Origin of the sequence: Halorubrum sp. Atlit-26R (assembly GCF_003666015.1) — an archaeon.
GTDB lineage: Archaea > Halobacteriota > Halobacteria > Halobacteriales > Haloferacaceae > Halorubrum.
The window spans coordinates 21,319-47,238 of record NZ_QPLT01000013.1 but is presented as its reverse complement, the minus strand read 5'-3'; the positions used below and the strand labels follow the sequence as shown (position 1 = coordinate 47,238).

Sequence of the window (25,920 nt, the reverse complement as noted above, 5' to 3'; positions counted from 1 at the left end):
GCTTAGCGCCTATATCCAGCTAAAAACGGGGTATGCGCTCGTATCAGTATCAGTAGTCGAAATTGATTCATTATATATTACTATATTTATATTTAATTTCTCGAACTGATTGGTTTTTGAGCGTGCTCGACCATACACTCAAGCAGGGGGCGGAGCTCCTCGAATCGTGGCCCTTTAGTGACTTCGTGGGTGTCGCGGTCCCATTGGATGAAGCCGTAGTCATCGAGTTTTGGGAGATGTATATGATACATTTCGATTCTCCGGTGATGAGTGGTATTCGGTTCTCCAGCATCGTCACCCGCAGGGAGTTCAACAGCTACCTCCTGCGGATTTTCATCGAGAAGGTCGAGTAACAGTTCTCGGCGGTGTTCGTTCGCCAGCGCATCGAAGGCAGTGTCGTTCATAGTGTCTCTGAAGATGCCCACCTTGAAGATCGCTAGCTTTCTTCGGTGGTCACATCCCTCTAGAATTGTGGATCCAGCGAACAAATAACGCTGTTGTGACTGTAAATTAATATTTTATTCATCCCACACAGATATCGATATTCTTCTGCGGTTTCTGGCAGCCAGATGTGTTAAATTCTTGTATATTTGCCTCTTAGATTGCGGAAAGTGGTATAGAAATTAGAATTCTGTTACTTGGTTATTCTTCGTCTTCAGAGCCGTCTGCGCGCGCTTCCATGTCTTCTGTGCCTTGGAGGAAGAAGTGGTTGAATGGTTGAACGTGGCGCCGGCGCATCATCTCTGAGGATTCGATTTCCACCCCAAGCTCGTGGATCGCATCGGTGATTCGGGTGATATCGCTCGTACTCGTGCCAACGACATCGACGTGGATATTCCGTCGGCCTGTGAGCATCTCGCGGACATCTATCACACCCTGAATGCTCCGAATCTGCTCGGAGAACTCTGGGAGTTTGGTGGGTTTCGCCGAAATAATGAACGTCAATTGTAACGGCAGATTGGCTTCCTCGTAGTCGATCTCTGGGTGATAGCCTTTGATGATGCCGTCGTCTTCGAGGTGGTCAATGCGGTTGCGAACCGTACTGGCCGACACGCCCGTCGTGTCTGCGATTTCTTGAGCGGTGCTGTTACGAGCATCCTGCTGGAGTAGGTAGAGGATGCTCCGGTCAACGTCATCTAAATCGCGTCCCATATGATAGAGTAGACCACAAGAGACACTAACAAATTTTCCCCACTGAACCGATGTCAAGTACATCGAGCGTCGATCCCCCAACAGAGAAGATACTCTCCAAGAAACAACTGACTCCGTCTCGCAGAAGGGAATTACGGATGTTCTGGCTGAGATTTCTAGTATGCTTACAACTGTTTATCACCGGTGAAGTTCTTCAAACGAGACTGTACGATGGCTTCGATTCTCATCGGATACGGAACTGGCGAAGGACAGACAGCGAAAATCGTGAACCGAGTCAGTGGGTGCCTCGTCGACCGCAGTCACGAAACCACCGTGAAGAACCTCAGTGAACTGCCACCAGACTTCATAATTGAGGAATTCGATGCCGTTTGTATCGGTGCGTCAATTCATATGGGACAGCATCAACCAGCAGTGTATGAGTTTGTTCAGACCCACCGTAACGAAATGGAGCGACTACCAACGGCGTTTTTCCAAGTCTCTTTGTCGAGCGCCTCAACTGATCCGTCCAGCCGAGCTGAAGCTGCAGGATACGTTGACTCGTTCCTCGAAGAAACCGGGTGGCACCCCGACCGGATTGGGCTGTTCGGTGGCGCACTCAGCTATTCAAAGTACGGCTTTCTCAAGCGCTTGATGATGAAACAGATCGCGAAGGAAGCGACCGGCGACACCGACGCGTCCCAAGATTACGAGTATACCGACTGGCAAGAAGTCGAAGCCTTCGCCGCTGACTTCGGAACCTTTGTCGAAGGACGTCTCGGTCTCACAAGGTCTGTCGAAAAACGATAAATGAGTGAACTAAGGGGCTATATAGGGGGTTTAGATATTTTTCTGCGGGCAACAAATACAAAATTTTTGATTAAATTACAGAAATTCAAGAGAATTCTTGATTCATTAGGGTCAGAATGAATCCGACACTTCCTTTCACGAACCACGTCTATAGCGTGGTCTGAGTCTGTTGAAATCCTTAGAAAATAATATATTTTGACGCAGTCGCGGTCAACGCAGAGTACTCACAGACCGTCAATACAGTCCACACGTTGGTACTACCCGGGTAACTGTGTGACTTATAGTTTCGTTTATATTTGATGCTATCCTACATACGAGGCGATAGTATGTACGAGGCGTTAACCTCAACTCTAATCAGATCGATCGCTGAGCACAAGAGTGTTGACCCGAATGAGCTAGATGTTATTGTTGCCGATTATATCGACATAGCCGCCGTAGAGCAACTCGCAAGACACAGTACCAGCACATGGAGTCTCGAATTTGAACTCCCAAACCATAGTGTAACTGTACATAGTGATGGCAGAGTCCTTGTTGACGGTCAAGTAAGACTCAACTGGATATCAGATTGAGCAGTACGTAGCTCTCATCAACCGTCTTTTTCAGGTGAAAAATTGTCTGAAAAAGAGGATTTCAACAGAGCCGGCGAGGAAGATATCAAAGCATACTGGCTCCAAGAGGAGTAGCCGTGGGGGTATGCGTTCACAGCTGTGCTGCTCGTGAAGGTTACAACGCTTGGCATGGCAGTGCCTTCGATAGCTGTCTTCATGACTCGGAGGGAGGAACCAGTTCCCTTTCTACAGATCTAGCGGACCGAATCGCCGCACGGTGGCTCAAGTGTTCCACACGGTGACACCGTTCGATTGAAGCTGTTTAGTAAGTCTACAGTCACCCAGTTCCTGAATATGAGAATTGGATGTAGCAGTATTTAGTACTCTGACAAATAAATAACTGGTAGTGACAAGCAGTGGTAGCAAAAATACATGTTGCTCTCATCGATCCGGACGAGACAATTCGCGAAGACGTCTCAACAGCATTGGAACAGCGAAACGACCCACTCACTACCACGATATTCACTAATTCAGAGACACTCATCAATCGAGTCGAGAATGATGAGTCGATCGACTGTATCGTCAGTAGTCAGAGCCTTCCAGAGATCTCCGGGCTGGAACTTCTTCGCGCCGTTCGAGACAACTATCCCGAGCTTCCATTTATCCTGTTCACGGATCAAGAATCCGCATCAGCTGTAAAGCGAGCTTTTGCGGAGGATGCCTCCGACTTCTGTATCTCGCGGGGCACAACGGAAGAGTATGATGTGCTGGCACACCGGATTCGGAACGCTGTCCGAGAACATCGCCTCAAACGAGAGATCGATCAGACACGGGAACGATACGAACTGGCGGTTCGAGCGGCCTCAGACATTATTTGGGAGCGAGATGTCGAGACGAACGACATCAGGCTCTCGGAAGGGATCGAAGACACATTCGGCTACCCGGCCGATCAAAAGTACGGGTTCGACTGGTGGCAAGAACAGACTCACCCCGACGACGAGGCGGGGTTCAAAAAGCAGCTCCATCAGGCATTTGAGGCACAACAAGAACGGCTCCAGCAAGAATACCGAATCCAGCGAGCTGACGGGTCGTACGCCTACGTCGAGGATACGTGCCACATCATCTATGACACCGATGGAACGCCCACCCAGATGATCGGTGCTATCCGCGATATCACCGAACAGAAAGACTACGAACAGCAACTCGAACGGCAAAACGAGCGGCTCAACGAGTTCGCAAGCGTCGTCTCACACGATATCCGAAACCCATTGAATGTCGCAGTCGGTAATCTTGAACTGGCAGCAGACGAATGTGACAGCGAGTTCCTCGACAACGCTGCGAACGCACTCACACGAATCGAGTATCTGACGGGAGACCTCTTGACACTCGCTCGATCCGGGAAGGCCGTTGGCGAGACGACACCCGTTCAATTACAAACGATTGCCAAGAGCGCATGGGGGAACGTCGAAACGGCAACAGCAACTCTCGACCTCGACACTGATGACACCATCGTCGAGGCCGACCGGGATCGACTGGAAGAAGCCTTCGAGAACCTCTTTCGGAACGCCATCGAACACGGCGGCGAAGACGTCACTGTCCGAGTGGGGACAATCAACAGCGGGTTCTACGTCGAAGATTCAGGTAACGGGATCCCCGACGATGCTCGTAATCAGGTGTTTGATCACGGCTACTCGACGGGCGAGGGAGGTACCGGGTTCGGGCTCTCGATCGTCCGGAGTATCATCGAGGGACACGGTTGGTCGATTACTATAGCGGACGCGTCCGCTGGCGGCGCCCGCTTCGAAATCACTGACGCTCAGCTCTCCTCGTAGGATACTGATTCGAGCGTCATCCTAAATCGTCACTTGTCTACACGAACGGGTATGTGATGCCGATGTAAACATGGGTATACTCCGTGCTTTCAAATGCTCACAACCTTGAAGGATAGATTTGATGCGTGCCTTCCAACGAGAAGGAATCAAAATCTCATTCCCGCAACGCGAACTCGCCGGCCGGAATGAAACCGGTGGGTTCCGTGTTGTCGACGAAGGGCCGAGAGGCTCTTCAGAGGTAGGTTCAGGGACTCAGATGCCGTCATCGGACCAAGCCGAATAGCAGCCCACCGCTTCAATTATATTGAAAAGTCACGATTGCCCGAATCATAATAGATCACGAGTGGCCCCCTCAGGACCTCGATTCGGAAGTGGGAGCATCGATTTCGTATATCAACGATCTGGCTTTGTTGAAATCCTATTCTTCAGACAGGTTCTTGTCTGAAACAGCTGGTCGCTGGACGTACCTATTGGCCATAAGATATTCATGAACTCGTCGGGTTCGAATCGACTATGGCCCTCTCTCTGTCAGCAACTATCGCCTACAGTTTTGTCGCCTCTGCTATCGTCGGCCTCTGCTTTAGTTTTCTCACCGATCGTGCCTCCGTGAAAATGGGGCTTCTCTTAGCGGTTTCTACTACAGCTGGTCAAGTAGTCGTGAGGATACTGTGATCAGTATATCGAGCGCAACCGGGTCAGAATATATCACTTCTTGAGGATTTCAACACCTATGAAAGCCTGCTAGCTCAACGAACCACGTCTGCGATACTATATTTTTCGCCGGGATCGATGCCGGGCCTGGTAACGAGAGAAAATCACAAGCAGGCACGCTGACAGCTCAGGAACCAGCAGGGAGGCGGTCAGAACGTGAACGCGTTAGCTGTGGCTCACATCCGCTGCGACCGGCCGATGAGGGCCGCCGAGCCGGCGGCCCTCAGGCACTCACCTCTGGTGGATCGTACACCTCCTCACGCTCCAGCATATGGAAGATCGACACGAGCAGTTTTCGCGCCGTTGCGACGATCGCTATCTGGTGATTCTTCCGCTGTTTCAGTCGAGCGCAAAACCGTCCAAGATACGGATCGTTACACCGGTGAATCGCTGTTTGAACATACTGAACGAGGATCCAGCGTAAGTCTCCACTTCCGCGCTTCGAGATCGACCCTTCCGTCCGCGAGTCACCTGACTCGCGGACGACCGGATCCAATCCCGCGTAACTCACCACCTGCTTCGCCTCGTCGAATCGGTCGATCTCACCGATTTCCGAGGTAATAAGCAGCGACGAGTAGAAACTTACGCCGGGAATCGTCATCGACAGCTGCGTCTCCTCAAGAGACGCAGCGGTTTCCTCGATCAACGATTCGAGTTCCTCGATTTGAGCGGTCAATTCGTCGATAATCAAGAGGAACGACTCCATCAGCTGATCGCCGACAATACCGAGCGAGACATCCTCGCCGGCGAGGATGTCTCGCCCGTTCACGCTGAACGGATCCCAATCGTAGGTGATCCCGTGTTTGTCGAGTAGGGTGTGGACTTCGTTTTTGACGTCGGTACGTTTTTCGACGAGTCTCTTCCGGCCGCGCACAAGTGCGCACCGCTCCCGGAGCTCTTCGGACGGAACGTAACTCTCAGCGATCATGCCGGCTCGGCGAAGTTGCGCGAGCAAGTTCGCGTCGAGCCGGTCGTTTTTCACCTCAGCATAGCCGATCGACTTGGTTTGGCTCGGATCTGCGACAACCACGTCGAGGTGTTCGTCGAGGGTGTCGTAGACCGTGTAGTAGTTGCTGGTTGCTTCGATCTCCGCTTTGGCTCCAGCGTACTCTTCGGCAACGTCGTCGAGATTCGCGTTTGCGACGCGAATCTCTTCGACAACCTCGGCATCGTCGTCCAAACAGCGACGTGCGACTCATCTTTATGAAGGTCGATTCCGAGGTAGTACATGGTTCCTCTGGAGTGGGAAGTGCGTGAAGGGAGCCACACCTATTTGCGTTCGCCGCCCGGATGCTGGCGGCATCCGGGCGGCCTCCCATGATAGTGCGTCCTTGGCAGGTAGGCCAATCAGAGCCACGCGTTCTATGACGCTGTTGAATCATCGGCCTTTGACCACCCCAGTACCTCTTCACGCACGCTGGGGACTTAGCAGGCTTTCATCCCATCAGAGCCGTCGAACTCCATCGTCTCCGCGAGCCCCTTCGGTACGGTGACTTTGTACTGCCCGTTCGCCCCCTAACTGACTCGCGTTTTCGCCATCTCTGTATAGGTCTAAACTTAGTTCTAATGTAGGTGTTCAGATAATCCCGTATCCTGTACGCTATTTTTATGTTAGCGTATTGTCTCTTCTTTATCTCAAAATTAGTCAGAGGTTCGCTCTGAGACGGGAAATACGGTGAGGTCGCTCACTGCGGCGGTAACGGTCACGCGTTCATTTTCGTGGAGTCCGCCACGATGCCGCTCGACGGTCACTGACTCGCCGGAGTCGACCTCGACGCACACGTCGTAGCGGCGCCCCATGTCGCGTACGTTTGCTACTGTCCCAGGCATCCTAATCGTTCCCAGTCGCTCGTTGGGCGCCCCACCATCGGCCGATACGCCTGACCGGTCCGACATGCTCTCAATCTCACTTGACGACTTTCCAGACCGTGTCATAGATCTCACAGTCAGGTCACTGGGGCGCACGTGAATGGCTGCTCGGGGTACATCAGTGAACTTGTCCGTCAAAGCGTCGACCGCGATGTCGGTCCCGCCGATTGTCACCAGTGACGACTCGTCGCTCTCGACCCTTGCTGAGAGTTCGTTCGAGCGTCCGAGAAACGACGCGACGAACCGGGTCGGCGGCGAGTCGTAGAGTTCTCTGGGCGGTCCAGCCGCGACAACCTCCCCGTCGCGGAGTACGACGAGTCGGTCCGCAACCGACATCGCGTCTTCCTGATCGTGGGTGACGAACAGCGTCGTCACGCCAGTTTCCTGCTGGATTCGGATGGTCTCGTCGCGGAGCCGCGCACGCAGTCCCTTGTCGAGTGCCGACAGCGGTTCATCGAGTAGGAGAACATCCGGTTCGGGAGCGAGTGCACGAGCGAGTTCGATCCGGCGGCTCTCCCCTCCGCTCAGCGATTCCGGAGACGCGTCGTGTCGGCCAGCGAGTTCGACCAGTTCGAGGTACCGATCGACGCGGTTACTCACCTGTTCGGCTGAGAGATCACCGCTTTTCAGGCCGTACGCGACGTTCTCGCTGACAGTCATATGCGGATACAGCGTCGGCTGCTGAAAAACAAGCCCAACGTTGCGGTTCTCCGGCGGGGCACTGGTGACGTCGGTTTCGCGGAGTGACACTTGTCCAGCTGTTGGGTTGAGGTGTCCGGCGATCGCCTGGACGACGGTCGTCTTCCCGCAGCCACTCGGTCCGAGCAGCGCGACGAGTTCTCCGTCGTCGAGGGCAAGCGACACATCGTTGAGGGCACGTCCGCTCTCGTATCGATGGCTTAGCCCATCAAGTTTGAGGGTCATCGTTCCACCACTGTTGGAACGCCAGCGAATTGTTGTACTGTAACGACTACGACAAGCGTGACCGCCAACAGAGCGAGCGCGAGTGGGACGATCGCGTCGATTCCGCCCGAAATAAAGTCAACCCAGATACGCGTCGGCATGGTCCGAGGGTTGTACGCGACCATCATCGTGGCGCCAAACTCGCCCATTGCCCGGGCGAACGTGAGCACAATCCCGGCGACGATCGCTCGGCTCGCGAGCGGAAGCGACACGTGTCTGAACGTGGCTATCGGTCCATATCCGAGTGACCGAGACGCCTGTTCGAGGCGTTCGTCGACGGCGCCAAACCCGGCGCGTGCAGTAATCACTACGAACGGCGCGGCGACAAACATCTGAGCGAGGACGACGCCAAGCAGGCTGCCCGTCAGCGGCACCCCCACGCGTGCTGCGGCGGCGCCGATCGGTGTAAACCGCCCCATCACGCTGAGCAGCATCGCCCCACCAACAACCGGCGGGACAACGAGCGGGAGCACAACGAGTGCCTCGATAAGCCGTTTTCCCGGGAACGTTTTGCGCGCGAGGACGTACGCAAGCGGAACACCGAACGCGGTCGCGACCGCGGTTGCAGCCGGCGCGGTGAGAAGCGAGTTCCGGACCGCCGTGGTGCTCGATGTCTCCAGCAGTGTCTCGACGACAGGAATCGATCCGGTTCGGCCGAGAAACACTGCGAAGGGAAGCGCAAAGTAGACAAGCAGTATTCCGCCGAGGAGTCCGAAGACCAGCAGCGGCGGCAGCCGCCGGGAGTTCATAACTGACCGGGTCGCGTCGACGAGGCTCATCCGTCCGTCACCTCGGCAGGAACGTCGCCGTGCGTGCTCGGGAACCCGTCTGTCTCAAATCCCTTCTCGCGCAAGGTGTCATCAGCGTTCGCGAGCAATCGGACAAACTCGTGTCCGGCCTCTGGCGAGTCCGCGCTTTCGAGCACCGTCGCATTGTACACGATTGGTCTCCCGGTCGCTGTGTACCCCTCATCCGTCGTGTACGAGGCTTCTGCGTAGTGATCGGCGTACTCTGGGTTCGAGAAGTTGTACGTCTCTGGGAACGGGTGAAACGGCAACCCGTGGTCAGCGGCCATGTTCCGGTAGACGACCGCGGCAGCGCGATTCCCAGTCTCAACGCCGGCGAGTAGTTGCGGTTCCTCCGGCTCCTGGTACGCTCCGTTCATGACGTCCTCGGCAAACCTATCGAATTCGTGTTCCTGCTCGGCTAGTTGGAACGCGTGGACGGCACGGTATCCGAGGGGATCGAGATCGGGATCGCTTATCGCAAGGTCACCGTCGTCCGCATCGCGTGCGACTTCATACCAAGGGTCGCCCGCCTCTAGCCGTTCCCCAAACCGCGTGTCTGGGGCATAAGCGATCCCGATAGCGTTCGACGCGAACGAGATATCCCACGCGGTATGGGTGCCGTAGAGTCGGTCGCGTAATAACTCGGCGTCCGCGCTCACGACGACATCTGGATACTTCCGGCCGCCGGTCACCATTCTCATCACCGCGTTCGTGCCGTAATACTCCCCATGACAAGCGACTCCTGTCTCAGACTCATACCGCTCCCCGAGGTGGTCGTCAACGAGGATTGCGAGGCTGCCGGCGGCGAGGACGTCAACAGAGTCTTTGCCGCCGAGACAGCCGGCGATCCCAAGTCCACCCCCACCGGCGAGTGCCGTGAGGACCGACCGCCGGGAACGCGATTGCATGGTAGATACTTCAGCTACTGGCAGTATATAATCGACTCTCGTTACTATTTCGTGAGAAGTTATTGGTAATAGTTACGTCATCGCCGACTCCACGTCACGTGCGACCGATTTTAGTTTCGACACCCGATCTGGTGGCGATTGCTGTTGTTCGCTCTTCGGTGACCAGGTTGTGTGACTACGGTTCCGGCTGGAGGTCGGCGGCACCATCGGCGTGCGAACGTCGCCGCTCTCGACCGACTTGATCCATCGTCTGTTCAGCGAGATCGCGGAATGCCTTCGCTGGTTCCGAGTCACCATCGGTGACGACAGGTTCACCGACCTCACAACTCTCTTGGATCGAGGGATCGAGGGGAATCTTTGCGAGGAGCGGATGATCGAACTCGTCGGCGAGTCGTTGACCTCCACCGGTCGCAAACACGTCGTGTTGAGTCCCGCACTCGTTGCAGAGGAATCCGCTCATATTCTCGACAACGCCGAGTACTGACGTATCATGTTTATCGAACATGCGAACACTCTTGCGAGCGTTGTCCAGCGAGATATCTTGCGGCGTCGTCACGGCGAGCGCCCCTAGCACTCCCATCTGCTGGAGCAGGGTCAACTGTACGTCTCCCGTTCCTGGAGGCAAGTCGACGACGAAGTAGTCGAGATTTCCCCACTTGGTGTCGTGTAGGAGTTCTGTGAGAATCTTATTCACCATGGCGCCTCGCCAGATGACCGGGTCATCGTCGGCGACAAGGAACCCGACGCTCATCAGTTTGAGCCCGTGGCTCTCGACTGGTATGATTGTCTCGTCGTCTTCCGCCCTCCCCGGCGTATTTTGAACGCCAAGCATCCGTGGGATGTTCGGGCCGTAGACGTCGGCGTCGAACAGTCCAACGTTGGCACCTCGCTCGGCCATCGCCGTCGCGAGATTCACCGAGACGGTACTCTTCCCAACACCCCCCTTGCCGGAGGAGACAGCAACCACGTTCGGCGCCCCGTCCATCTGGCCAGCAGGCGTCGTATCGTGGATCTCAACTGACAGCGACGGCTCATAGCCTTCTTCGTGAACGACAGCTCGAACGTCCTCAGTAATCCGAGTCTCAGCCGGCGAGTGAGGTGCGCCGAGCGCGAGCGGGATGTGAGCGGTATCTCCATCTATCTCAATATCGCCGACGAGGCCGAGTGAAACGATGTCGTTGTCAAGGGCCGGATCATCGACACGGGCAAGCGCATTGTGAAGGGTGGATGCCATTGGTAAATCACCGGACAGGCTGAAAAGCGGATAGTTGTGACCCATGGGCGTCGCTTTCGTCAAACGTCGCCCTGTCGTTGAACGCCTCAAACTCGAAGATGAACCCCGAGTCTGCTGACGACCGGCAGTCACTATGGTCTCGGCACATACTCGTGAAGTATACTTCGACTGTCCAAGGAGTGTCCCTGTATATTACACCTATTTATATAGTGTCAGTGGTCGTTAACAGCCCACAACAACACCAGGCAGAATATGTGCGGAATTTGATAGATAAGCAAGGCGAGTGCCTCGGAGTCAAGCCCAAGACGGTTCACTACCGATCTCCACACTACGGGAGTATAGTATTGTAGAGCGAACTGACGACCTACAAGAAAGTATAGTATTTAATGATCAAAATAATTCAGCAGAGTCAATTTTTTCTTTCTTATACAATGCTCCAGTAGTATCAATGGGATCGAATGACGCTTACAGCCACGACGGGCACACGGTCGTAGTAGAGATAGATCCCGGTGTCGATGTCGCGGCTGTATTAGGTACCATTGCAGAACTCGACATTGATGGGGCGCGAGTCAGTGGCATCCGTGACGAGGACCAGCCGACGGTCTCGGTTGAACCCGAGAGATTGACCGAGGTACAACGTCAGACGTTACTTCGGGCGGTGAACGCCGGGTACTACGCCACACCACGGGAGGTGACACTCACAGACCTTTCGGCTGAGTTTAGCGTGTCGGAATCTGCGGTTTCACAACGTCTCCACGGCGCCGAGGCGACCATTGTTCGACAGGTGGTGGAAAAAATGGCCCACAACAGTTGCTAAATTCGACGAGCCTGTCATAGAAACATCTTCTCGACATTTGGTTGAATCACCCAGTCAGTAAGCGTGCTTGTTGAGCTCTTTGTGAGAAAGAGAGTAACTGTCGGGATATATTTGGGCACGGACTAAATGGAAGCCGGGGTCAGGGAGAGCCTCTGACATTCCGGAACTGCTCCACGTTCCGGACCGGCCTCCCAGCCCTCTAATACGTGTCTGTGTGGTACGAAACACTGAGAGCATTTAGGAAATCAACTGTATTGAGCACTCACTGATGACCGGTACGGGGTTGGGAACGTTTCTATGACACGCTAAAATTCGACGATTACATTCAATAAAAGGGAGTAGCCGTTCGAACAGATCAAGCTGGATAGTCATTTTATGGAAACGCACTAGCTACTTTTTATTACTGTTCACCCGATATAGGGTGTATGTCTGACGCTGTTCAAGACGCTAGCGAACTGCCATCCACGGCGAGTGACCTTGCGGACAAACACCCGGAAGTGTGGGAGGAGTACGCCGACCTAGGGAAGGCCTGCTCGGAAGCTGGTCCGATTGACGGCCAAGAGAAACGCCTCGTTAAACTAGCGCTGGCAGCCGGCTCCGAGTCTGAGGGAGCCGTTCACTCACACGTTCGGCGCGCACTTGAGGAGGACGTCGACCCCGAGGCACTCCGACACGTCGCCCTGCTGGCTGTACCGACGATTGGATTCCCAAAAGCGATGGCAGTGCTGACATGGATCGACGACCTCGTCGACGCCGAGTGACTACCAGAACGGGTCGGTCCGCCTGATCAGCTATTTCAAAGTCCGGCAATCCGAGGCAGCGTTTTATACCTGTTTGTTTAAACCGTTACTGATGAACACCACAGAGCGACCGTTAAATCAAGAGAGTGGTGGTACAGAGGAAGCCCGTCACCTCTATGCTAAGTTCGAACTATCCGCGTCCGGCGCGGTCGCCTGCCCCGTCGAGGAGTTCGGTCAAGATGCGGACCGAATCGACCGCCAGTCCGCTAACGGAGAGTGCCACACCGAAACCATGAATGAGTCCGGTGGCGGGACGGCGACGACCTCGGCAGAGACCGAGATTCGTCACGCAAAAAAGGAGATTACCTCTGAGTGTTACTGTCCGATATTCTTCGAGTATGACTGTATGCCGAAGATTACGGAAGTCACCGACGAAGCGGTTGTCATGCAGGCGTATCTCCCTGATCGCGACCGTCTCTCTGTACTGATAGATGATCTCAGAGAGGTAACGGACAACCTCTCGTTGCGGCAGCTTACGCGGGTCGACACCACCGACGGTGACCGATCGAACCGCGTCACGCTTGACCTCTCCGCGTTAACCGAAACTGAACAGGAGACGGCCACGATGGCGGTCGCGTCAGGGTACTACGAGACGCCGCGAGCGACGAGCGTCGGTGAACTCGCTACGGAGCTCAACATCACGAAGTCAGCGATGTCCCAACGCCTGAACTCGGTCGAGTCGAAACTCGCTCTCGCCGCCTTCCAGTAAGCGTTCGCTTTTTGATAGCGTTGTAGACAAGGGAGTCTGACCGTTCTTCGGAGTCCGCGGTGGCCGCCTCGGCTACCGACACGGTTCGTTCGACAATCTTCCGCAGAGCTCAATACAAAATCAAACAACATCTTTGTTCAGCGTTAACTGCTTGGAGACGTTGTTTAAACGCGGTACAGATCGTGTTCTACAGTCGGTGTCCAACGAACGAGATCGGGTAGAGACCTACTCTCGGAGTGATTCGATTCATCCGACAGAGCAACTAACCGCAGTCTTCGGGAGCGTCTAGACAAGGCTCTGCTGGGGTATATAAAACCCTGTAGTATAAACCGCGAGGTCCTTCGAAGAGAAGTGGTATTTTTCATATAGAGCCATGAGCGACCCACAACAGCCGAGATTGACGCCGATTGATGAGTGGGAGGACGAAGCTGAGGCGATGTTAGACGATGTCGAGTACGACACCGATCTGGGTGTGCAGATGGCTCGTGACGCAATCCGGGTCTCGAACGGAGAGTTGACTGACGCCGAGTTCCACGAAAAATACCACGAAGCGGTACTGGAAGAGTTTGGTGAAGACCAACGCCCAACGAAACCGGAGGGGTTCGACGATGACTGACGACGGAACCTACAGACGTGACGTGCTGAAGGCTGGCGGCGCCGCTGCCGCACTGGGAGTCGGAGGTAGCGGATTCCTCCAGAGCCTAGTCGAAAGCGAAGATGATCAGGATCTGAACGCGTCTGTTCAGAGTTTTGTCGGTGAAAACGAAGTTATTCAAACTGTCTGCTCACCGAACTGCAGGGGGAAGTGTCCGATTGACGTCCACGTCCGTGACGGCCAGGTAAAGAAAATCGAACCCCATCCGCCCGAGGACGAGCAGTACAAGCGGGCCTGCGTGCTTGGCCTCTCGCACACGCAGCGCGTCTACGACCCGACTCGACTGAAGTTCCCGATGAAGCGGGCAGACTGGTCTCCCGACGATCCAAATCCCGAGGGGCGCGGCCCTGATGCGGAGTTCAAGCGCGTCTCGTGGGACGAGGCGCTCGACCTCGTCGCCGACAAGATGCAGTCATTAAAAGCCGACCACGGCGCCGAAAGCGTCCTCTTTCACGAGGGATCGGGGAACTACGGGCAAACGGGAAAATCGTTTAAGCGACTCGCCTCGCTGTTCGGGGCGACGCAATCCGCTTGGGGTATTGACACCAACGTCGGTCGAGGCTTCAATCGTGTTACTGGTGTCGGTGCCTTCCTCCCACCAACAAACGAGGCAGAGGACTGGGAGAATGCGAACACCATCATCGTTTGGGGGTCAGATATCTTCTCCAGTCAGTTCCAGATGGATGCCTCGAAAATCCTCGATGCGATCGAGAACGGGGCAAAACTCGTCGTCGTCGACCCGGTCTACACGACGACGGCGTCGAAGGCGGACCTGTGGCTTCCCGTCGAGCCTGGCAAAGACGTGCATCTTGCGCTTGCGATGATGCACACCGTATTCGAGGACGAAACGTACGACGAGGACTTCCTACAAAAGCGGACGACTGCGCCCGCGTTAATCCGGAAGGACACCGGAGAGTTACTCAAGGCGAGCGACGTCTTCGAAGACGGCGGCGAACAACAGGTCGTCGCCGTCGAACAGGGCACTAATAGCCCGGTCGCACTCGAACCCGAGACCGGCGGTGCATACGCGTTGTTCGGAGAGTTCACCGTCGCTGGCGTCGAGTGTCAGACCGCCCTGACGAAGCTTCGGGACCATGTGGCGGACTACGCCCCCGAGGAGGTCGCCGAGAAGACCGGGGTTGACGCCGAGAACATCCGGACTGCGATTCGGTGGCTTGCGACCCGCGGTCCCGGCGGTATCGCTCCGAGTTACGCACTCGGGCGGTACAAGCACGGCCACATCTTCGGACAGGCGTACGCCATGTTGATGGGGATGACTGGCGACTACGGTCGGCACGGCAACATTCACGCCCACCACTCTGGCGGTGCGACGCTCGCCGCCGGCAACTGGGCCAGTCCAGAGGATGCCGACCCCGGCCCATCGTTGACTTTCCCCAACTACCCCGACGCGATGATCGACGGCGACCCGCACCAGATCAGAGCTGTCTACTCTATCGAGTCGAATATGATGGGCAATCAGTTCCCGGACCGCCAGCGGTTCCGGGACGCCATCAGAAGCCTTGAGATGTACGTGGTTGCGGACATGCACCACACGGACACGGTCCAGCACGCCGACATCATCTTCCCAGTTCCTCACTGGTTCGAACAGGAAGATATCAGCTCGGGCTGGGGATCTCACCCACATCTCGGTTACCGGCATAAGGTACAAGAACCGCTGTGGGAGACGAAAGACGACTATTACGCCATACAAGAGCTCGCGGACCGACTCGGGTTCGGTGACCGGTTCCCCGAGACAAAACGTGATATGCTCCGGAAGCTTGCCGGGCGAGATGATGATATCGACTTTGACACGCTGTTCGAGCAGGGGACACAAAAGAAAGAGAGCGTTCCGATAGTCAAGTACACCGACGAGTTCCCCACCGAAACTGGGCGAATCAAGATGTACGACGACGACGCCCCAAGCGAGGAGGGCGTGACGTTCGATGTTCCGCGACCGCTCGAAGATCGGACTGCCGACGACTACGAGAAGGCCGACGAGTACCCGCTGATGTTCATGCAAAAACACAGTCGGTTCCGCATCCACTCGCAGTACGAGATGTTGAACTGGGTGCGTGAGATCAACCCCGAACCGCAGCTGGACATCCACCCGAAGGACGCGAAGGCCCGCGGTATCGGGGATGGCGAGTACGTCCGAGTGTACAACGACCGCGGCGAGATGGTCGTGAAGGCGAAATACAACGATGCCTTCCAGCCCGGCCTGGTCAATACCGACCAGGGGTGGTGGAGTCGCGACTTCGTCGAGGGTCACCTCCAAGACCTCACGCACAACGAGGTCAGCGAGGTCGGCCAGACGATGGCGTTCTACGACGTCCGTGTGGCGGTCGAACCCGCTCCCGACGACGTCGACACTGACAAATACGAATCCGGTAACCCACTCGGAGCTGGTGCTGAAGCTGCCCCCACCGGAGGTGACTAACAATGACAAACTACGGGCTCGTAATCGATCAAGAGCGGTGTATCGGCTGTCAAGCGTGCGCAGTGTCGTGTAAACAGGAGAACAACGTTCCAATGGGACAGTTCTGGAACCGCGTTCTCACTGAGGGCGGCGAGAAGATGGATACCCCGTCGGGCGGCTATCCCGAAGACGGAGGGAGTGGATCGCTGGACATGCAGTACCAGCCGACGGCGTGTCAACACTGTGAGAACGCGCCGTGTGTGAAGGTCTGTCCGGTCAACGCGACGTACACCCGTGACGACGGCATCGTCGAGATTGACTACGACAAATGTATCGGCTGTCGCTACTGTATGGCGGCGTGTCCGTACAACGCACGGGTGTTCAACTGGGACGAACCCGAACACATGCCGGAAGAAGGGACGGGGGACGTCGAGGCGCGACCGCAGGGCGTCGTCGAGAAGTGTACGTTCTGTAGCCACCGGGTCGAAGACGGCCTCGATCCGGCCTGCGTCGTCAATTGCCCGGCAGACGCGCGTATCTTCGGGGACCTTGACGACGAGACCAGCACGGTCTCGAAGTATATCAACGAGTACGAGACGGACCAGTTACTCGAAGACCGCGGGACGAAGCCGAAGACGCACTACATCAGCGGTGAGATGAGCCCCGGACGCCCGCAGACGTCGGACAAGATGGAGAGCGAACTCGACGACGTCTCGCCGTGGTCCGACGGTGACGACGATGTTCCGTCGAAGGAAGCTGATAGTGTTGGTAGCGAGTCGAGCAGTAGCAGCCACTCGGTCGAGGGTGGCGAGATTCCGTACGCTACACCTGCGAAATCGGGAGGTGACGATTGATGGCAGCGAAGACCGGATCGTCGCGCGTTGCGATCCCCTCGTTCGGCGGGAAGGGCAAGCTCTGGATCGGCCTGCTCGTCGCGCTTATGATCGCCGGACTCGCCGCGTGGGGGTATCAGCTCACGACGGGGCTGATCGCCACAGGAATGCGCAACGTCTTCTCGTGGGGGCTGTACATCATGATGTTCGTCCTGTTCGTGGGGCTGTCGGCGGGCGGACTCATCATCAGTAGCGCGCCGAAGTTCTTCCACTCGCACCGCTACGAGGGGTTCGCCCGGCTCGGAGTGCTGGTCAGCCTCGCGTGTATCATCGTCGCGGGGCTGCTTATCCTGCCGGACATCGGTCGTCCGGGGCGGCTGTACCAATTTTTCACCTCGCCGGACTTCCGGTCACCGATGGTGTGGGACTTCGGTATCGTCCTGCTGTACGGACTGTTAAACCTCTGGTACCTGTGGCTCTTGACTCGCCGCGACCTAGCCGCGCGCGGGTCGTCCCTCGCGCTCGGCTTCAAAAACACCGAGGCGGGCCGTGATCGCGATCGGACACTCATGTTCTGGACGGCGGCAGTCGCGCTTCCGACCGCGGTCGCGCTCCACTCGGTGACGGGCTGGATATTCGCGACGCAGGTCGGTCGCGGTGACTGGTTCAGCCCGCTCGTCGCCCCAGTGTTCATCGCGAAAGCACTCGTCTCCGGGCTCGGCCTGCTGTTGATCGTGTCGGTCCTCGCGGACCGGTACACGAACTTCGAAGTCGATCGAGAGGAGCTCACGAGCCTCGGGAAGATCCTCGGGATCTTCCTCGCCTTCCACGTGGTGTACCTCTTGGCGGCCGAGCGGCTACCGCACGCCTGGGCGGATCACTTCGAGTTCTGGGCCATCATGAGTAACTTCCTGATCGGGGACTCGGTGTACTTCTGGCTGTGGACCGTCGTCGGCGGCGCCGTTCCGCTGGCTATGCTGGCACTCCCGCCGCTCCGAAAGCGCGTGTCAGTCATCTTTACCGCGAGCGTGCTCGCGGTCGTCGGGACGATGTTCGAGGGGATCCGCCTCGTGTTCACGGGGTACGAGGTCGCCAACATTGACTCTGCGCCCGGCATCTCGCTCGGCGGCGAGTACACCGGTATCACGACCGATATCTGGGCGACTGCGGGGGCGTACACCCCGACCCTCGTTGAGATCGCTGTTACCCTCGGCATCATCGCCTTCGGGGCGCTTATTGTTACACTCGGTCTGAAGTACGTTCCAATTCAGCGAGTCGACGCAGAGCCATCGTACGCGACTGACGGCGGAAAACAAGACCAATGACCGACCAAACCGACGCACTGACCGAACGCGAGCGATCGGCCGAACGAACCGCCGAAAGCGATGCGCTCCAGTCAGACGTAGCGGCGATGTACGCAGTCCTCGCCGAGTGTTGGCGGGAGCCTAGCCACCGGCTCGTCATGGCCGTTGAAGCGGGTGAGTTAGAACCGGTGTTCGGCGACCTCGGTTCGGTAGACCTCAACGACCTTCGAACCGAACACACGCGGCTGTTTATCGGCCCGGCAGGACCGCCATGTCCGCCGTACGAGAGTGTCTACCGCGACCGCGACGACCCTGACGAACTCGGTCCAGTCAAGGGACCAGCCACAATGGCAGTCACGCGCTGGTATCAAGAGTTTGGTGTCCAGCCCGCGAAAGACCATTCGGACCTTCCAGACCATATCGCGACGGAGTTAGAATTCGCCGCGTACCTAGCAAAAGAAGGGTTCGATGAGCGCCTCGACCAGTTCTGTGACGAACACCTCAATGCTTGGACTAAAGAATTCTTGAGGCTTGTTGAAAAAGAAGCGTGTGAACAGTACTATAAATCGTTGGCAGCGACGACTCGAGAGGTGTTAGGGTGATATCTCCCCACGAGTGAACTACACCACCCTACTCGCTCACGGCTGATGCCGACCGTTCTTTGACGAAAAGGCATTCTCTCGCCAATTCTGGTAACTCATCTCCACGCTTTTCAACTACTGCCCAATATCGAGGATCCTAACGACGATCTTGAACCACTTGCGTATGCGCAGATAGTCAGCCAGTGTTGACGAGTCGTTCGATTTCGCCACCGATCGCCTCGTTTGCTCTGACAGTGCCCTCTGCCAGTACTGCCAGGTGAACGACGTCGTCACGGCCGTCGAAGCGCGATCGCTGGTGATGAACGCATGCCGCACAAACACCGTCTACAGAACGGAGGCGCCGATTAGCCGCTTCGATCTGTGCTGCCACCCCGTCGTCGGAGGCTACTACTGCTGCTGGGATAGTGCTTGTCGCGGTAGTTTCGTAATGTTTCGGTCGAAGCGAGTCCCGGAGCGTTACTACGAGAGATGCCGGCGTCTCGTAGGACGCGAGGTCCTTGACAATAGCCGTCACCTCGTCGAGGTCCAGAGCGTCGGCATCAGCGGCCGTAGCCACGACCGGGGACGCTGTCGATCGGTCGCCGAGTGACACCTTCGGAAGGTGGCTTCCACTGAACCCCTCGACGATCACGTAGTCGCACTCGGGCGCAAAGTCGTCTAGTACATCAGGAAGCGTCCATCCGTCTCCGGTACCGAACCATTCGCCACCGTCGGTGACCCCGACTGTGTGCGCTGATCCGGCGTCTCGGTGTCTCGCAGTATCCTTCCCGTCGGTGTCGATGTCTGGCTCGTGAGTGAGCCGTTTCACAGTCCCGACTGTCCCGCACTGGCTGAGTCGGGCAGCAAGCCCTTCAACGACGGTCGTCTTTCCGGAGTCAGACGGTCCGGCGACACCGAGTACCTTCATACAAATTCTCGGTTATAGGCTGATAAATAGAACCCGGTGAATCGCCTCGGGGTATTCGCCTTGTCCGCTGATAAATTGCGTCAACACGCCGCAGGTCTGTCTAACCCGACCGTGAAACGCGTACTCGCCGGTTTCGCCGCGTTCGACTGAGCGGCTCAGCGATTCCGGCCGCTGCGTCGTCAAGGTACGACGAAGCAACCACTGAGAAGAATAGCGTCGGGTACGCCCAAGTCTGTGCTGCGGATGGTGTGTCGCCGGGCCGTCTCGGAGCAGCTAGTCCATACGTCTCAACGGAGCCGAATCGGTGTCAGTCCACGCTACCAGATCTGCCGGGGTGTTTATGTCTACGAAAGTCGTTCTGTTAGTCTGTTCCAGCACTCGGGATTCTAGGATTTCAACGAGGTCAAGTCGATCGAGGACATCCCGCAGACTCCCGGACGCGGCCCTAACTGCGTTGTCCGCAGCTCGTCGAGTAGGCTCTGTTGCGAAGACCGCGTGAGTCGGCTGGGGTGTTCCGTCGACGCACGGAACAGTTCCGTCTGCGTCGTCCATTTTTTCGAACAACCAGTCCAAGAACGATGAGTCGACGAACGGCATATCACAGGCGACCACGGCAACCACTGGTTCGGAGACGGTTTCGAGTGCGGTCCGCAGTCCAGCTGCGGGTCCCGAATCCGGCACCGGGTCACAGACGAACTCGACATCTGCCGTTGTCGAATCGAGCGCGCTCTCGAAGTCTGCCTGTTGGTCTCGTCGACAATTAATGAGTATTCGATCGACTGTCGGGTCCACTCTCGTGACGACATGGGTAATAAGGGGACGTTTATTTAGTTCTGCTAGCGCCTTTTCTCGCTCGCCGAACCTAGTAGAATATCCGCCTGCAAGCACAACTCCTACCCGTTTCTGGGAACCCATTCTAGATCACCTACGCTTCCGTAAGCATGTCGCGACACACTCTTAATCTTGTTTGATCCACGTCTTGCTGACTGCCCCCCTGGATGCACCTCAACGTCTCCGACACCGAGACGCACTAGGTATTCACGCGCTTCGTCGAGCTACCGAGACACGTCCTGATCTGACGTCGAGACCCGGGCGTAGATCGCCGCGGTCGTGGGTCCGTTTTCGCTCATGTTTTCGAGGACGTGCAATTAGATTAAACAAGTGGGTGTTTTTGCGGTTCCGTGTATACCACTACCTTCTCGAGAAGTTCTCTGACTCACCAACAATGTACTTCACAAGAGCGAAAGACGAATGCCCTCAAGCGAGTACTCGCTGTCTTCCATCGAATTGAAGAACCGGTTACGCCGTGATGGTTGCGCCTGTGATCTCGAATCGAGCACCTCCACATTCGCTGGCTGTGACCGTGATCTGCCAGTCATGCGCTTCGACGATCTGCTTGACGATATTTAACCCGAATCCGGTCCCCTGATCCGACGTTGAATAGCCCGCCTCGAACACTGTCTCCCTATCGCTCGCTGGAATCCCCGATCCATCGTCTGTGACAGAAAACCCGTTCTCGTCCGTGTCGACGTAGACGGTAACGTCATCACCGCCGTGTTCGATCGCATTCCGTATGAGGTTCTCGAATAATCGTTGGAGTCGATCGCCATCAGCAGTAATCAGCACGTCGGGGTCACACTCGGCTCGTAACTGTGCATCTTTCGTATTGACACTCTCCCATGCCCGTTCACAAGACCGTCTGAGGCTCATCGCTGAGGGATTCGTTATTGTCTGGCCTTGTCGAGCTAACTCGAGGACATCATCGACGATTGCCTCCATTCGGTCGAGGGCCATCATGACGCGGTCGAGCTTCTCGGTCTCACCTGTTTCCTGTGCTATCTCGGAGAACCCTTTGGCGACGGAGAGCGGATTGCGGAGGTCGTGCGAGACGATCGTCGCAAACTGATCGAGTCGCTCATTCTGTCGTTGCAGTTCCCGTTCGCGCTGCTCTCGCTGAGTCATATCTGCGACGGCCCATACTGTGCCGCCACCGTACTCGTCAACAAGTCCAGTAACTCGTGACTCGACAGGGAATGACCCATTCGTTGCTGAGGTCATTCGCCATTCGAGTGGTCTCGCTTCATCGGCCATCACCTGCTCGTGGGTGGATTCGACCTCGGTTCGCGTGTCTTCGTGTACGATCTTCGTCACAGGGGCGCCGAGTAATTCCTCGTGGTCGTACCCGGTCAGTTCCGTCAATCGCTGGTTCATCAGGTCGAACTCGCCAGCGTCGTTCAACACGAACACTCCCGCAGCGACGGTATCAATGACTTGGTGGTACCGTTCTAATTCCTGTTGTCGTTCCCGTTGGACGGTAATGTCTCGAATCGCACCCATGATCTGGCGAGGGTTATCATCCTCGTCGTACAAGACGTATCCATTATCTTCAACAACAATATACGATCCATCGGCACGTCGAAATCGGTACTCTCCCGAGAACGTGGTCTGGTCCGCAGACAGTCGCTCATTGAAATTCATCTTGACTCGATCACGATCGTCAGGATGAATGTGCTCTGTCCACCACTCAAATGAGAGGTCTACGTCTGTACTGTCATATCCGGTCAACCCTGTGAACCCGTCCGAGACCTGAAGCGTCCCCGTAGTGGGATCGCGTTCCCATACGACATCAGAAACCGCTTGAAGGGCGTATTTGTTCCGGTGGCGCTCTTTTTGTAAGGCCTGATTGGCCCGGTATTGGTCAGCGTAATTCTGGATTCGGTTTGCGAGTAACTCGAACTGATTCGATCCTTCGTGTTTCGACAGGTAATCCGTCACGCCCGCAGAGATCGCTCGGCTAGCGATCTCCTCGCTTCCTCTCGCGGTGAACAGAATATATGGGAGGTCGGGATTGATCTCTCGAACTTGGGCAAGGAGTTCAAGCCCATCCATCTCGGGCATATCGTAATCAGCCACCAGACAGTGGATTCTGCCTTCCCCACAGAGGTGTTCTATGCACGCCTGTGGTGATGTTTCGTCGATTACTGTTATCGATGGGTATTGTTGAAGCTTGGAGACCCCTAAATCGAGAAACGCTTGGTCATCGTCAACGTAGATTACACGATACTCCGTCATGTTTTCTTGACAGCAGAGTAACGAGTAGAGGAATAAATATTTTACTCAGATTTACACGTTGAGGTAGGAGCGTAACGTAGGTGGTAGCAGCATCGGTGTTCGGTTAACACTCACAGTAATACTCTATATGATGGCTCTGTTGAAATACTCAACTGGTGATCTGTTCTCGGAGCCGTACTACATACAAGATACTCAAGAACCTCTCAGTACAGGGAACTCGCAGATCGCCTAGTCCATCCCGGTTTGGCCCACAAAGCACATCTCATGGAAGATGAGATAGATGCATATGTTCTTGAACAAGCGAACAAGTGAGATTTTGGTGGCCACGGCCGCCTTTCTGTTTGTTCTTGGGAAGTTGACTGGGTTGCGGGTCTGGGACTTGGAACCCTCGACTTCAGTACAATCGGCTATTGTTTGGCTGGGTGCGCTCCTTGTTACTGGCATCGTTGTCTTCCGGGCATTTCAGGGAGCAGATATCGTTGGGAATTGGATACTCGCGTCCGGCCCCTGTTTTGGCTTCACCCTCAATCTGTTCATCCCAATCATGGCGGGACCGGGTGCTTTCATATTTCCACTTGTGACCGGAGCAATCGTATCTAGCGTGATTACAATAGTTGGGTACTTGATCGGACGAGGTTTTAGCGAGGTTTGAGATGAACAGGACACGTAACCGGATTCAAAAAGCAGCTCTCATCGACCGGCTGTTTCAGGCGAAAATATATCTGAAGAATAGGATTTCAACAGAGCCAAAATGTCATATCGGTTGTGTATTTTAGGAGTTTGCTAGGTCAGCCAGTACAAGACTTAGAGGCTACAGCCGGACTAATTCCTAGGTGTGTCTGGATTTGCGACTGGCCCAGAACGGAGTGTTCCGTCAGAATCGCACTCACCTAGATTTGTATCGGTGAGCTACCACCGTGACGGTTGTCACGGATCGCCGTGATGCGATCTTGTGCGTGTCTAAGACTGTGATTTTGACCCTGTTGCTGTCGATTCTGTCGGGACACACGTTACGGTGTGTGGGCGTTCGAGCGGGAGGCTGACGCCGGAACCGCCTCGGTCCGCGTCGAGCAGGAGTTCCACGTCAGCCTCCGCGGAACTCCGCAATATCACGTTCACCGGGGCTACGGTTCCCATGTCGAGTCGTCCAGGGGCGTCGACGGACGCGATCGACGGGTCGATCCTCGCGACAGTCGCGATCAACACGTTGACGTTGAACATCTCGAAGTCACTACAGAACTCATTTTTCTTAATATTCTCGGAGCTATTTATATGTCCTGTAGCGCCGATCGGTGACCCGTGTTCCGTCTGTACCGATTCGAGGGTTTCGTCCGCATAATCTGTTACTAGGTCTGATAATTAGTGGGGTTATTTTTTATGTTAATGTCACTCGAACAGGGTATGGATAAGCAACAATCATCTGACGAGTACAAGGTTAGCGATCAAAATAGACAGACGGTAGACGGGAGCCGGCTTACAGAACAGATCGGCATTGACAGTCGGGAAATTGAGTGGCGAAAGGATTTCACCCGGTTCGACTCAGATGACGTTGAGCGGCTGAGTGGGCTTGAACCGCTGCTCAACGACATCGCAGACGACCTCGTCGAGGATTTTTACGCACACCTTCAGGACTATTCCGAGTCGATGGCGATTATTGACTCGTCGACTAAGTCAGTCGAGGCGTTAAAGCGGAGTCAAGCCGAGTATCTCAAAGACCTCGGACGCGGGTTGTACGATCAGTCGTACTTCGACAGCCGCGCTCGGATCGGAAAGATCCACGATATGCTCGATTTGGGTCCGAAAGTGTACTTCGGGGCGTATTCGATCTACTACGAAGGCATTTTTAAGGCCATCGCTGAGGATATCAAGGACCGAGCCGTCCAGACTGACGGGGGTGCTGTTGCCCGCGATGGGTCGGCAGTCCGCCCGGCTGAGGAGTCACACTCTGAGAGTTCAGACGACGATGCGCCGATAACGTCTGTAGAGGCGGCCGTCGACGAGACCATCGAGCAGGCGCTATCGGCACTCAAGATCATTAATCTCGACCAGCAGGTCGCGATGGATACGTACATCCAGTCGTACAGCTCGCAAATTGAGTCCGAACTGGAGCGGCAGCGATCGGTCGCTGGGAACGTGGATTCATCTGTCGAGGAACTGCGCAACTCGACGAATCAAGTCGCGGAGAGTACGCAAGAGATCACCGATATCGCGACCGAACAGGTCGACAATATGGAACAGGTCGCAAGTGAGGTGTCTAATCTAAGTGCGACTGTCGAAGAGGTCGCCTCAACCGCCGACGAAGTGGCATCTACGAGTGCCGAAGCTGAATCTCATGCCACCGATGGGCGAGACTCGGCTGAAGAGGCGATGGATACCATGGAAGATGTCGCCGCCGCTACCAAGGCCGTTGCCGACGATGTCGACCAGCTTCAGGAGCGGATCAACGAGATCGACAACATCGTCGAGATTATCGACGATATCGCCGATCAAACCAACTTGCTCGCGCTGAACGCATCTATTGAAGCCGCTCGGGCGGGCGACGCCGGATCTGGGTTCGCTGTCGTTGCCGATGAAGTAAAGTCTCTGGCAGAGAAATCACAGGAGCAGGCCGGCCAGATCGAAAACACCGTGAGCACTATCCAAGCCGATACGAAGGAAACGGTGTCGAGCCTGAATGAGGTAACCGATCAGGTGGATAACGGCGTTGAGAGCGTAGACTCTGCGATGAACAACCTCGAAGAAATCGCCGACGCTGTCACAGATGCCGCCCAAGGAATCGACGAGGTCGCCAAAGCAACCGATGACCAAGCGGCCAGTACCGAAGAGGTTTCACAGATGGTCGATGACACACTCGAGCAGTCCCGTGAAGTCAGTACTGAGATCGCGGATGTCGCAGCAGCCAACGAACGCCAGGCAGAGCGGGTCGAAGAGATCTCTGTCACTGTGGAAGATCTCGTTGACAACGGAATGGAAACGCGAACAGGTGTGGACCGATGAGCGGTCATCCACTGCGT

At 55.8% G+C, this 25,920-nt stretch carries 22 protein-coding genes and 1 pseudogene; 13 read left to right on the top strand and 10 right to left on the bottom strand.

Annotated elements, in window-relative coordinates; all coding sequences use genetic code 11:
- Positions 1-116 precede the first annotated feature (116 nt).
- On the top strand, positions 117-353 hold the full coding sequence (locus tag DVK07_RS22710; RefSeq protein WP_158603158.1) for a hypothetical protein: 237 nt from the start codon (positions 117-119) through the stop codon (positions 351-353).
- Positions 354-642: 289 nt separating this feature from the next.
- On the opposite strand, the gene DVK07_RS14150 is transcribed toward DVK07_RS22710, so the two are convergent.
- Positions 643-1,152, bottom strand: coding sequence for an Lrp/AsnC family transcriptional regulator (locus tag DVK07_RS14150; protein ID WP_121597654.1), 510 nt, complete (start codon positions 1,150-1,152; stop codon positions 643-645).
- 210 nt (positions 1,153-1,362) lie between these two features.
- Between DVK07_RS14150 and DVK07_RS14145 the strand changes: the two genes are divergently transcribed.
- Entirely contained in the window at positions 1,363-1,938 is a 576-nt protein-coding gene (locus tag DVK07_RS14145) for a flavodoxin domain-containing protein (RefSeq protein ID WP_121597653.1), read from the top strand.
- Positions 1,939-2,264: 326 nt separating this feature from the next.
- The gene (locus DVK07_RS22245; protein WP_147441166.1) at positions 2,265-2,507 is read left to right on the top strand and encodes a HalOD1 output domain-containing protein; all 243 of its coding nucleotides are present in this window, start codon (positions 2,265-2,267) and stop codon (positions 2,505-2,507) included.
- A 17-nt stretch (positions 2,508-2,524) separates the two neighbouring features.
- On the opposite strand, the gene DVK07_RS23665 is transcribed toward DVK07_RS22245, so the two are convergent.
- The gene (locus DVK07_RS23665) at positions 2,525-2,704 is read right to left on the bottom strand and encodes a hypothetical protein (protein WP_233565434.1); all 180 of its coding nucleotides are present in this window, start codon (positions 2,702-2,704) and stop codon (positions 2,525-2,527) included.
- A gap of 198 nt (positions 2,705-2,902) precedes the next feature.
- On the opposite strand from DVK07_RS23665, the gene DVK07_RS14140 reads away from it, so the two are divergent.
- Positions 2,903-4,318 (top strand): ATP-binding protein, encoded by a 1,416-nt coding sequence (locus tag DVK07_RS14140; RefSeq protein WP_121597652.1) that lies wholly within the window; start codon positions 2,903-2,905, stop codon positions 4,316-4,318.
- Positions 4,319-5,252: 934 nt separating this feature from the next.
- Here the strand turns inward: DVK07_RS14140 and DVK07_RS14130 are convergent.
- From DVK07_RS14130 to DVK07_RS14110, 5 genes and pseudogenes are all read right to left on the bottom strand, one after another.
- Positions 5,253-6,259, bottom strand: a pseudogene (locus DVK07_RS14130) (IS110 family transposase).
- A gap of 411 nt (positions 6,260-6,670) precedes the next feature.
- Positions 6,671-7,822 (bottom strand): ABC transporter ATP-binding protein, encoded by a 1,152-nt coding sequence (locus DVK07_RS14125; RefSeq protein ID WP_121597650.1) that lies wholly within the window; start codon positions 7,820-7,822, stop codon positions 6,671-6,673.
- Positions 7,819-8,640 (bottom strand): ABC transporter permease, encoded by an 822-nt coding sequence (locus tag DVK07_RS14120; protein WP_121597649.1) that lies wholly within the window; start codon positions 8,638-8,640, stop codon positions 7,819-7,821. Before DVK07_RS14120 ends, DVK07_RS14125 begins: the two co-directional genes overlap by 4 nt.
- Positions 8,637-9,557: an extracellular solute-binding protein gene (locus DVK07_RS14115; RefSeq protein WP_121597648.1), complete on the bottom strand. Its 921-nt coding sequence runs from the start codon at positions 9,555-9,557 to the stop codon at positions 8,637-8,639. Before DVK07_RS14115 ends, DVK07_RS14120 begins: the two co-directional genes overlap by 4 nt.
- Positions 9,558-9,732: 175 nt before the next feature.
- Entirely contained in the window at positions 9,733-10,791 is a 1,059-nt protein-coding gene (locus tag DVK07_RS14110; RefSeq protein ID WP_121597647.1) for an Mrp/NBP35 family ATP-binding protein, read from the bottom strand.
- 448 nt (positions 10,792-11,239) lie between these two features.
- Between DVK07_RS14110 and DVK07_RS14105 the strand changes: the two genes are divergently transcribed.
- From DVK07_RS14105 to DVK07_RS14070, 8 genes are all read left to right on the top strand, one after another.
- Positions 11,240-11,608 (top strand): helix-turn-helix domain-containing protein, encoded by a 369-nt coding sequence (locus tag DVK07_RS14105; RefSeq protein ID WP_121597646.1) that lies wholly within the window; start codon positions 11,240-11,242, stop codon positions 11,606-11,608.
- 425 nt (positions 11,609-12,033) lie between these two features.
- On the top strand, positions 12,034-12,369 hold the full coding sequence (locus tag DVK07_RS14100) for a carboxymuconolactone decarboxylase family protein (protein ID WP_121597645.1): 336 nt from the start codon (positions 12,034-12,036) through the stop codon (positions 12,367-12,369).
- A 91-nt stretch (positions 12,370-12,460) separates the two neighbouring features.
- Positions 12,461-13,117 carry a helix-turn-helix domain-containing protein gene (locus tag DVK07_RS14095; RefSeq protein ID WP_121597644.1) on the top strand — a complete coding sequence of 219 codons (657 nt, stop codon included), beginning with the start codon at positions 12,461-12,463 and terminating at the stop codon, positions 13,115-13,117.
- A gap of 373 nt (positions 13,118-13,490) precedes the next feature.
- Positions 13,491-13,733 (top strand): 4Fe-4S ferredoxin N-terminal domain-containing protein, encoded by a 243-nt coding sequence (locus DVK07_RS14090; protein ID WP_121597643.1) that lies wholly within the window; start codon positions 13,491-13,493, stop codon positions 13,731-13,733.
- Positions 13,726-16,209, top strand: a complete 2,484-nt coding sequence (locus DVK07_RS14085; RefSeq protein WP_121597642.1) for a molybdopterin-dependent oxidoreductase — start codon at positions 13,726-13,728, stop codon at positions 16,207-16,209. The genes DVK07_RS14090 and DVK07_RS14085 overlap by 8 nt, the downstream gene beginning before the upstream one ends.
- Positions 16,210-16,211: 2 nt before the next feature.
- The gene (dsrO, locus tag DVK07_RS14080) at positions 16,212-17,042 is read left to right on the top strand and encodes a sulfate reduction electron transfer complex DsrMKJOP subunit DsrO (protein WP_121597641.1); all 831 of its coding nucleotides are present in this window, start codon (positions 16,212-16,214) and stop codon (positions 17,040-17,042) included.
- Positions 17,042-18,346 (top strand): NrfD/PsrC family molybdoenzyme membrane anchor subunit, encoded by a 1,305-nt coding sequence (nrfD, locus tag DVK07_RS14075; protein WP_121597640.1) that lies wholly within the window; start codon positions 17,042-17,044, stop codon positions 18,344-18,346. Before dsrO ends, nrfD begins: the two co-directional genes overlap by 1 nt.
- Positions 18,343-18,927: a molecular chaperone gene (locus DVK07_RS14070; protein ID WP_121597639.1), complete on the top strand. Its 585-nt coding sequence runs from the start codon at positions 18,343-18,345 to the stop codon at positions 18,925-18,927. Before nrfD ends, DVK07_RS14070 begins: the two co-directional genes overlap by 4 nt.
- A 175-nt stretch (positions 18,928-19,102) precedes the next feature.
- Here DVK07_RS14070 and mobB read toward each other — a convergent pair whose 3' ends face one another.
- From mobB to DVK07_RS14050, 3 genes are all read right to left on the bottom strand, one after another.
- Positions 19,103-19,834: a molybdopterin-guanine dinucleotide biosynthesis protein B gene (gene mobB / locus DVK07_RS14065; RefSeq protein WP_121597638.1), complete on the bottom strand. Its 732-nt coding sequence runs from the start codon at positions 19,832-19,834 to the stop codon at positions 19,103-19,105.
- Positions 19,835-20,107: 273 nt separating this feature from the next.
- Positions 20,108-20,749 carry a molybdenum cofactor guanylyltransferase gene (locus tag DVK07_RS14060; protein ID WP_121597637.1) on the bottom strand — a complete coding sequence of 214 codons (642 nt, stop codon included), beginning with the start codon at positions 20,747-20,749 and terminating at the stop codon, positions 20,108-20,110.
- Positions 20,750-21,133: 384 nt separating this feature from the next.
- Entirely contained in the window at positions 21,134-22,906 is a 1,773-nt protein-coding gene (locus tag DVK07_RS14050) for a PAS domain-containing protein (protein ID WP_121597636.1), read from the bottom strand.
- 1,383 nt (positions 22,907-24,289) lie between these two features.
- Between DVK07_RS14050 and DVK07_RS14040 the strand changes: the two genes are divergently transcribed.
- Complete coding sequence (locus tag DVK07_RS14040; protein WP_233565432.1) at positions 24,290-25,903, top strand: globin-coupled sensor protein; 1,614 nt, start codon at positions 24,290-24,292, stop codon at positions 25,901-25,903.
- The last annotated feature ends 17 nt before the right edge of the window (positions 25,904-25,920 follow it).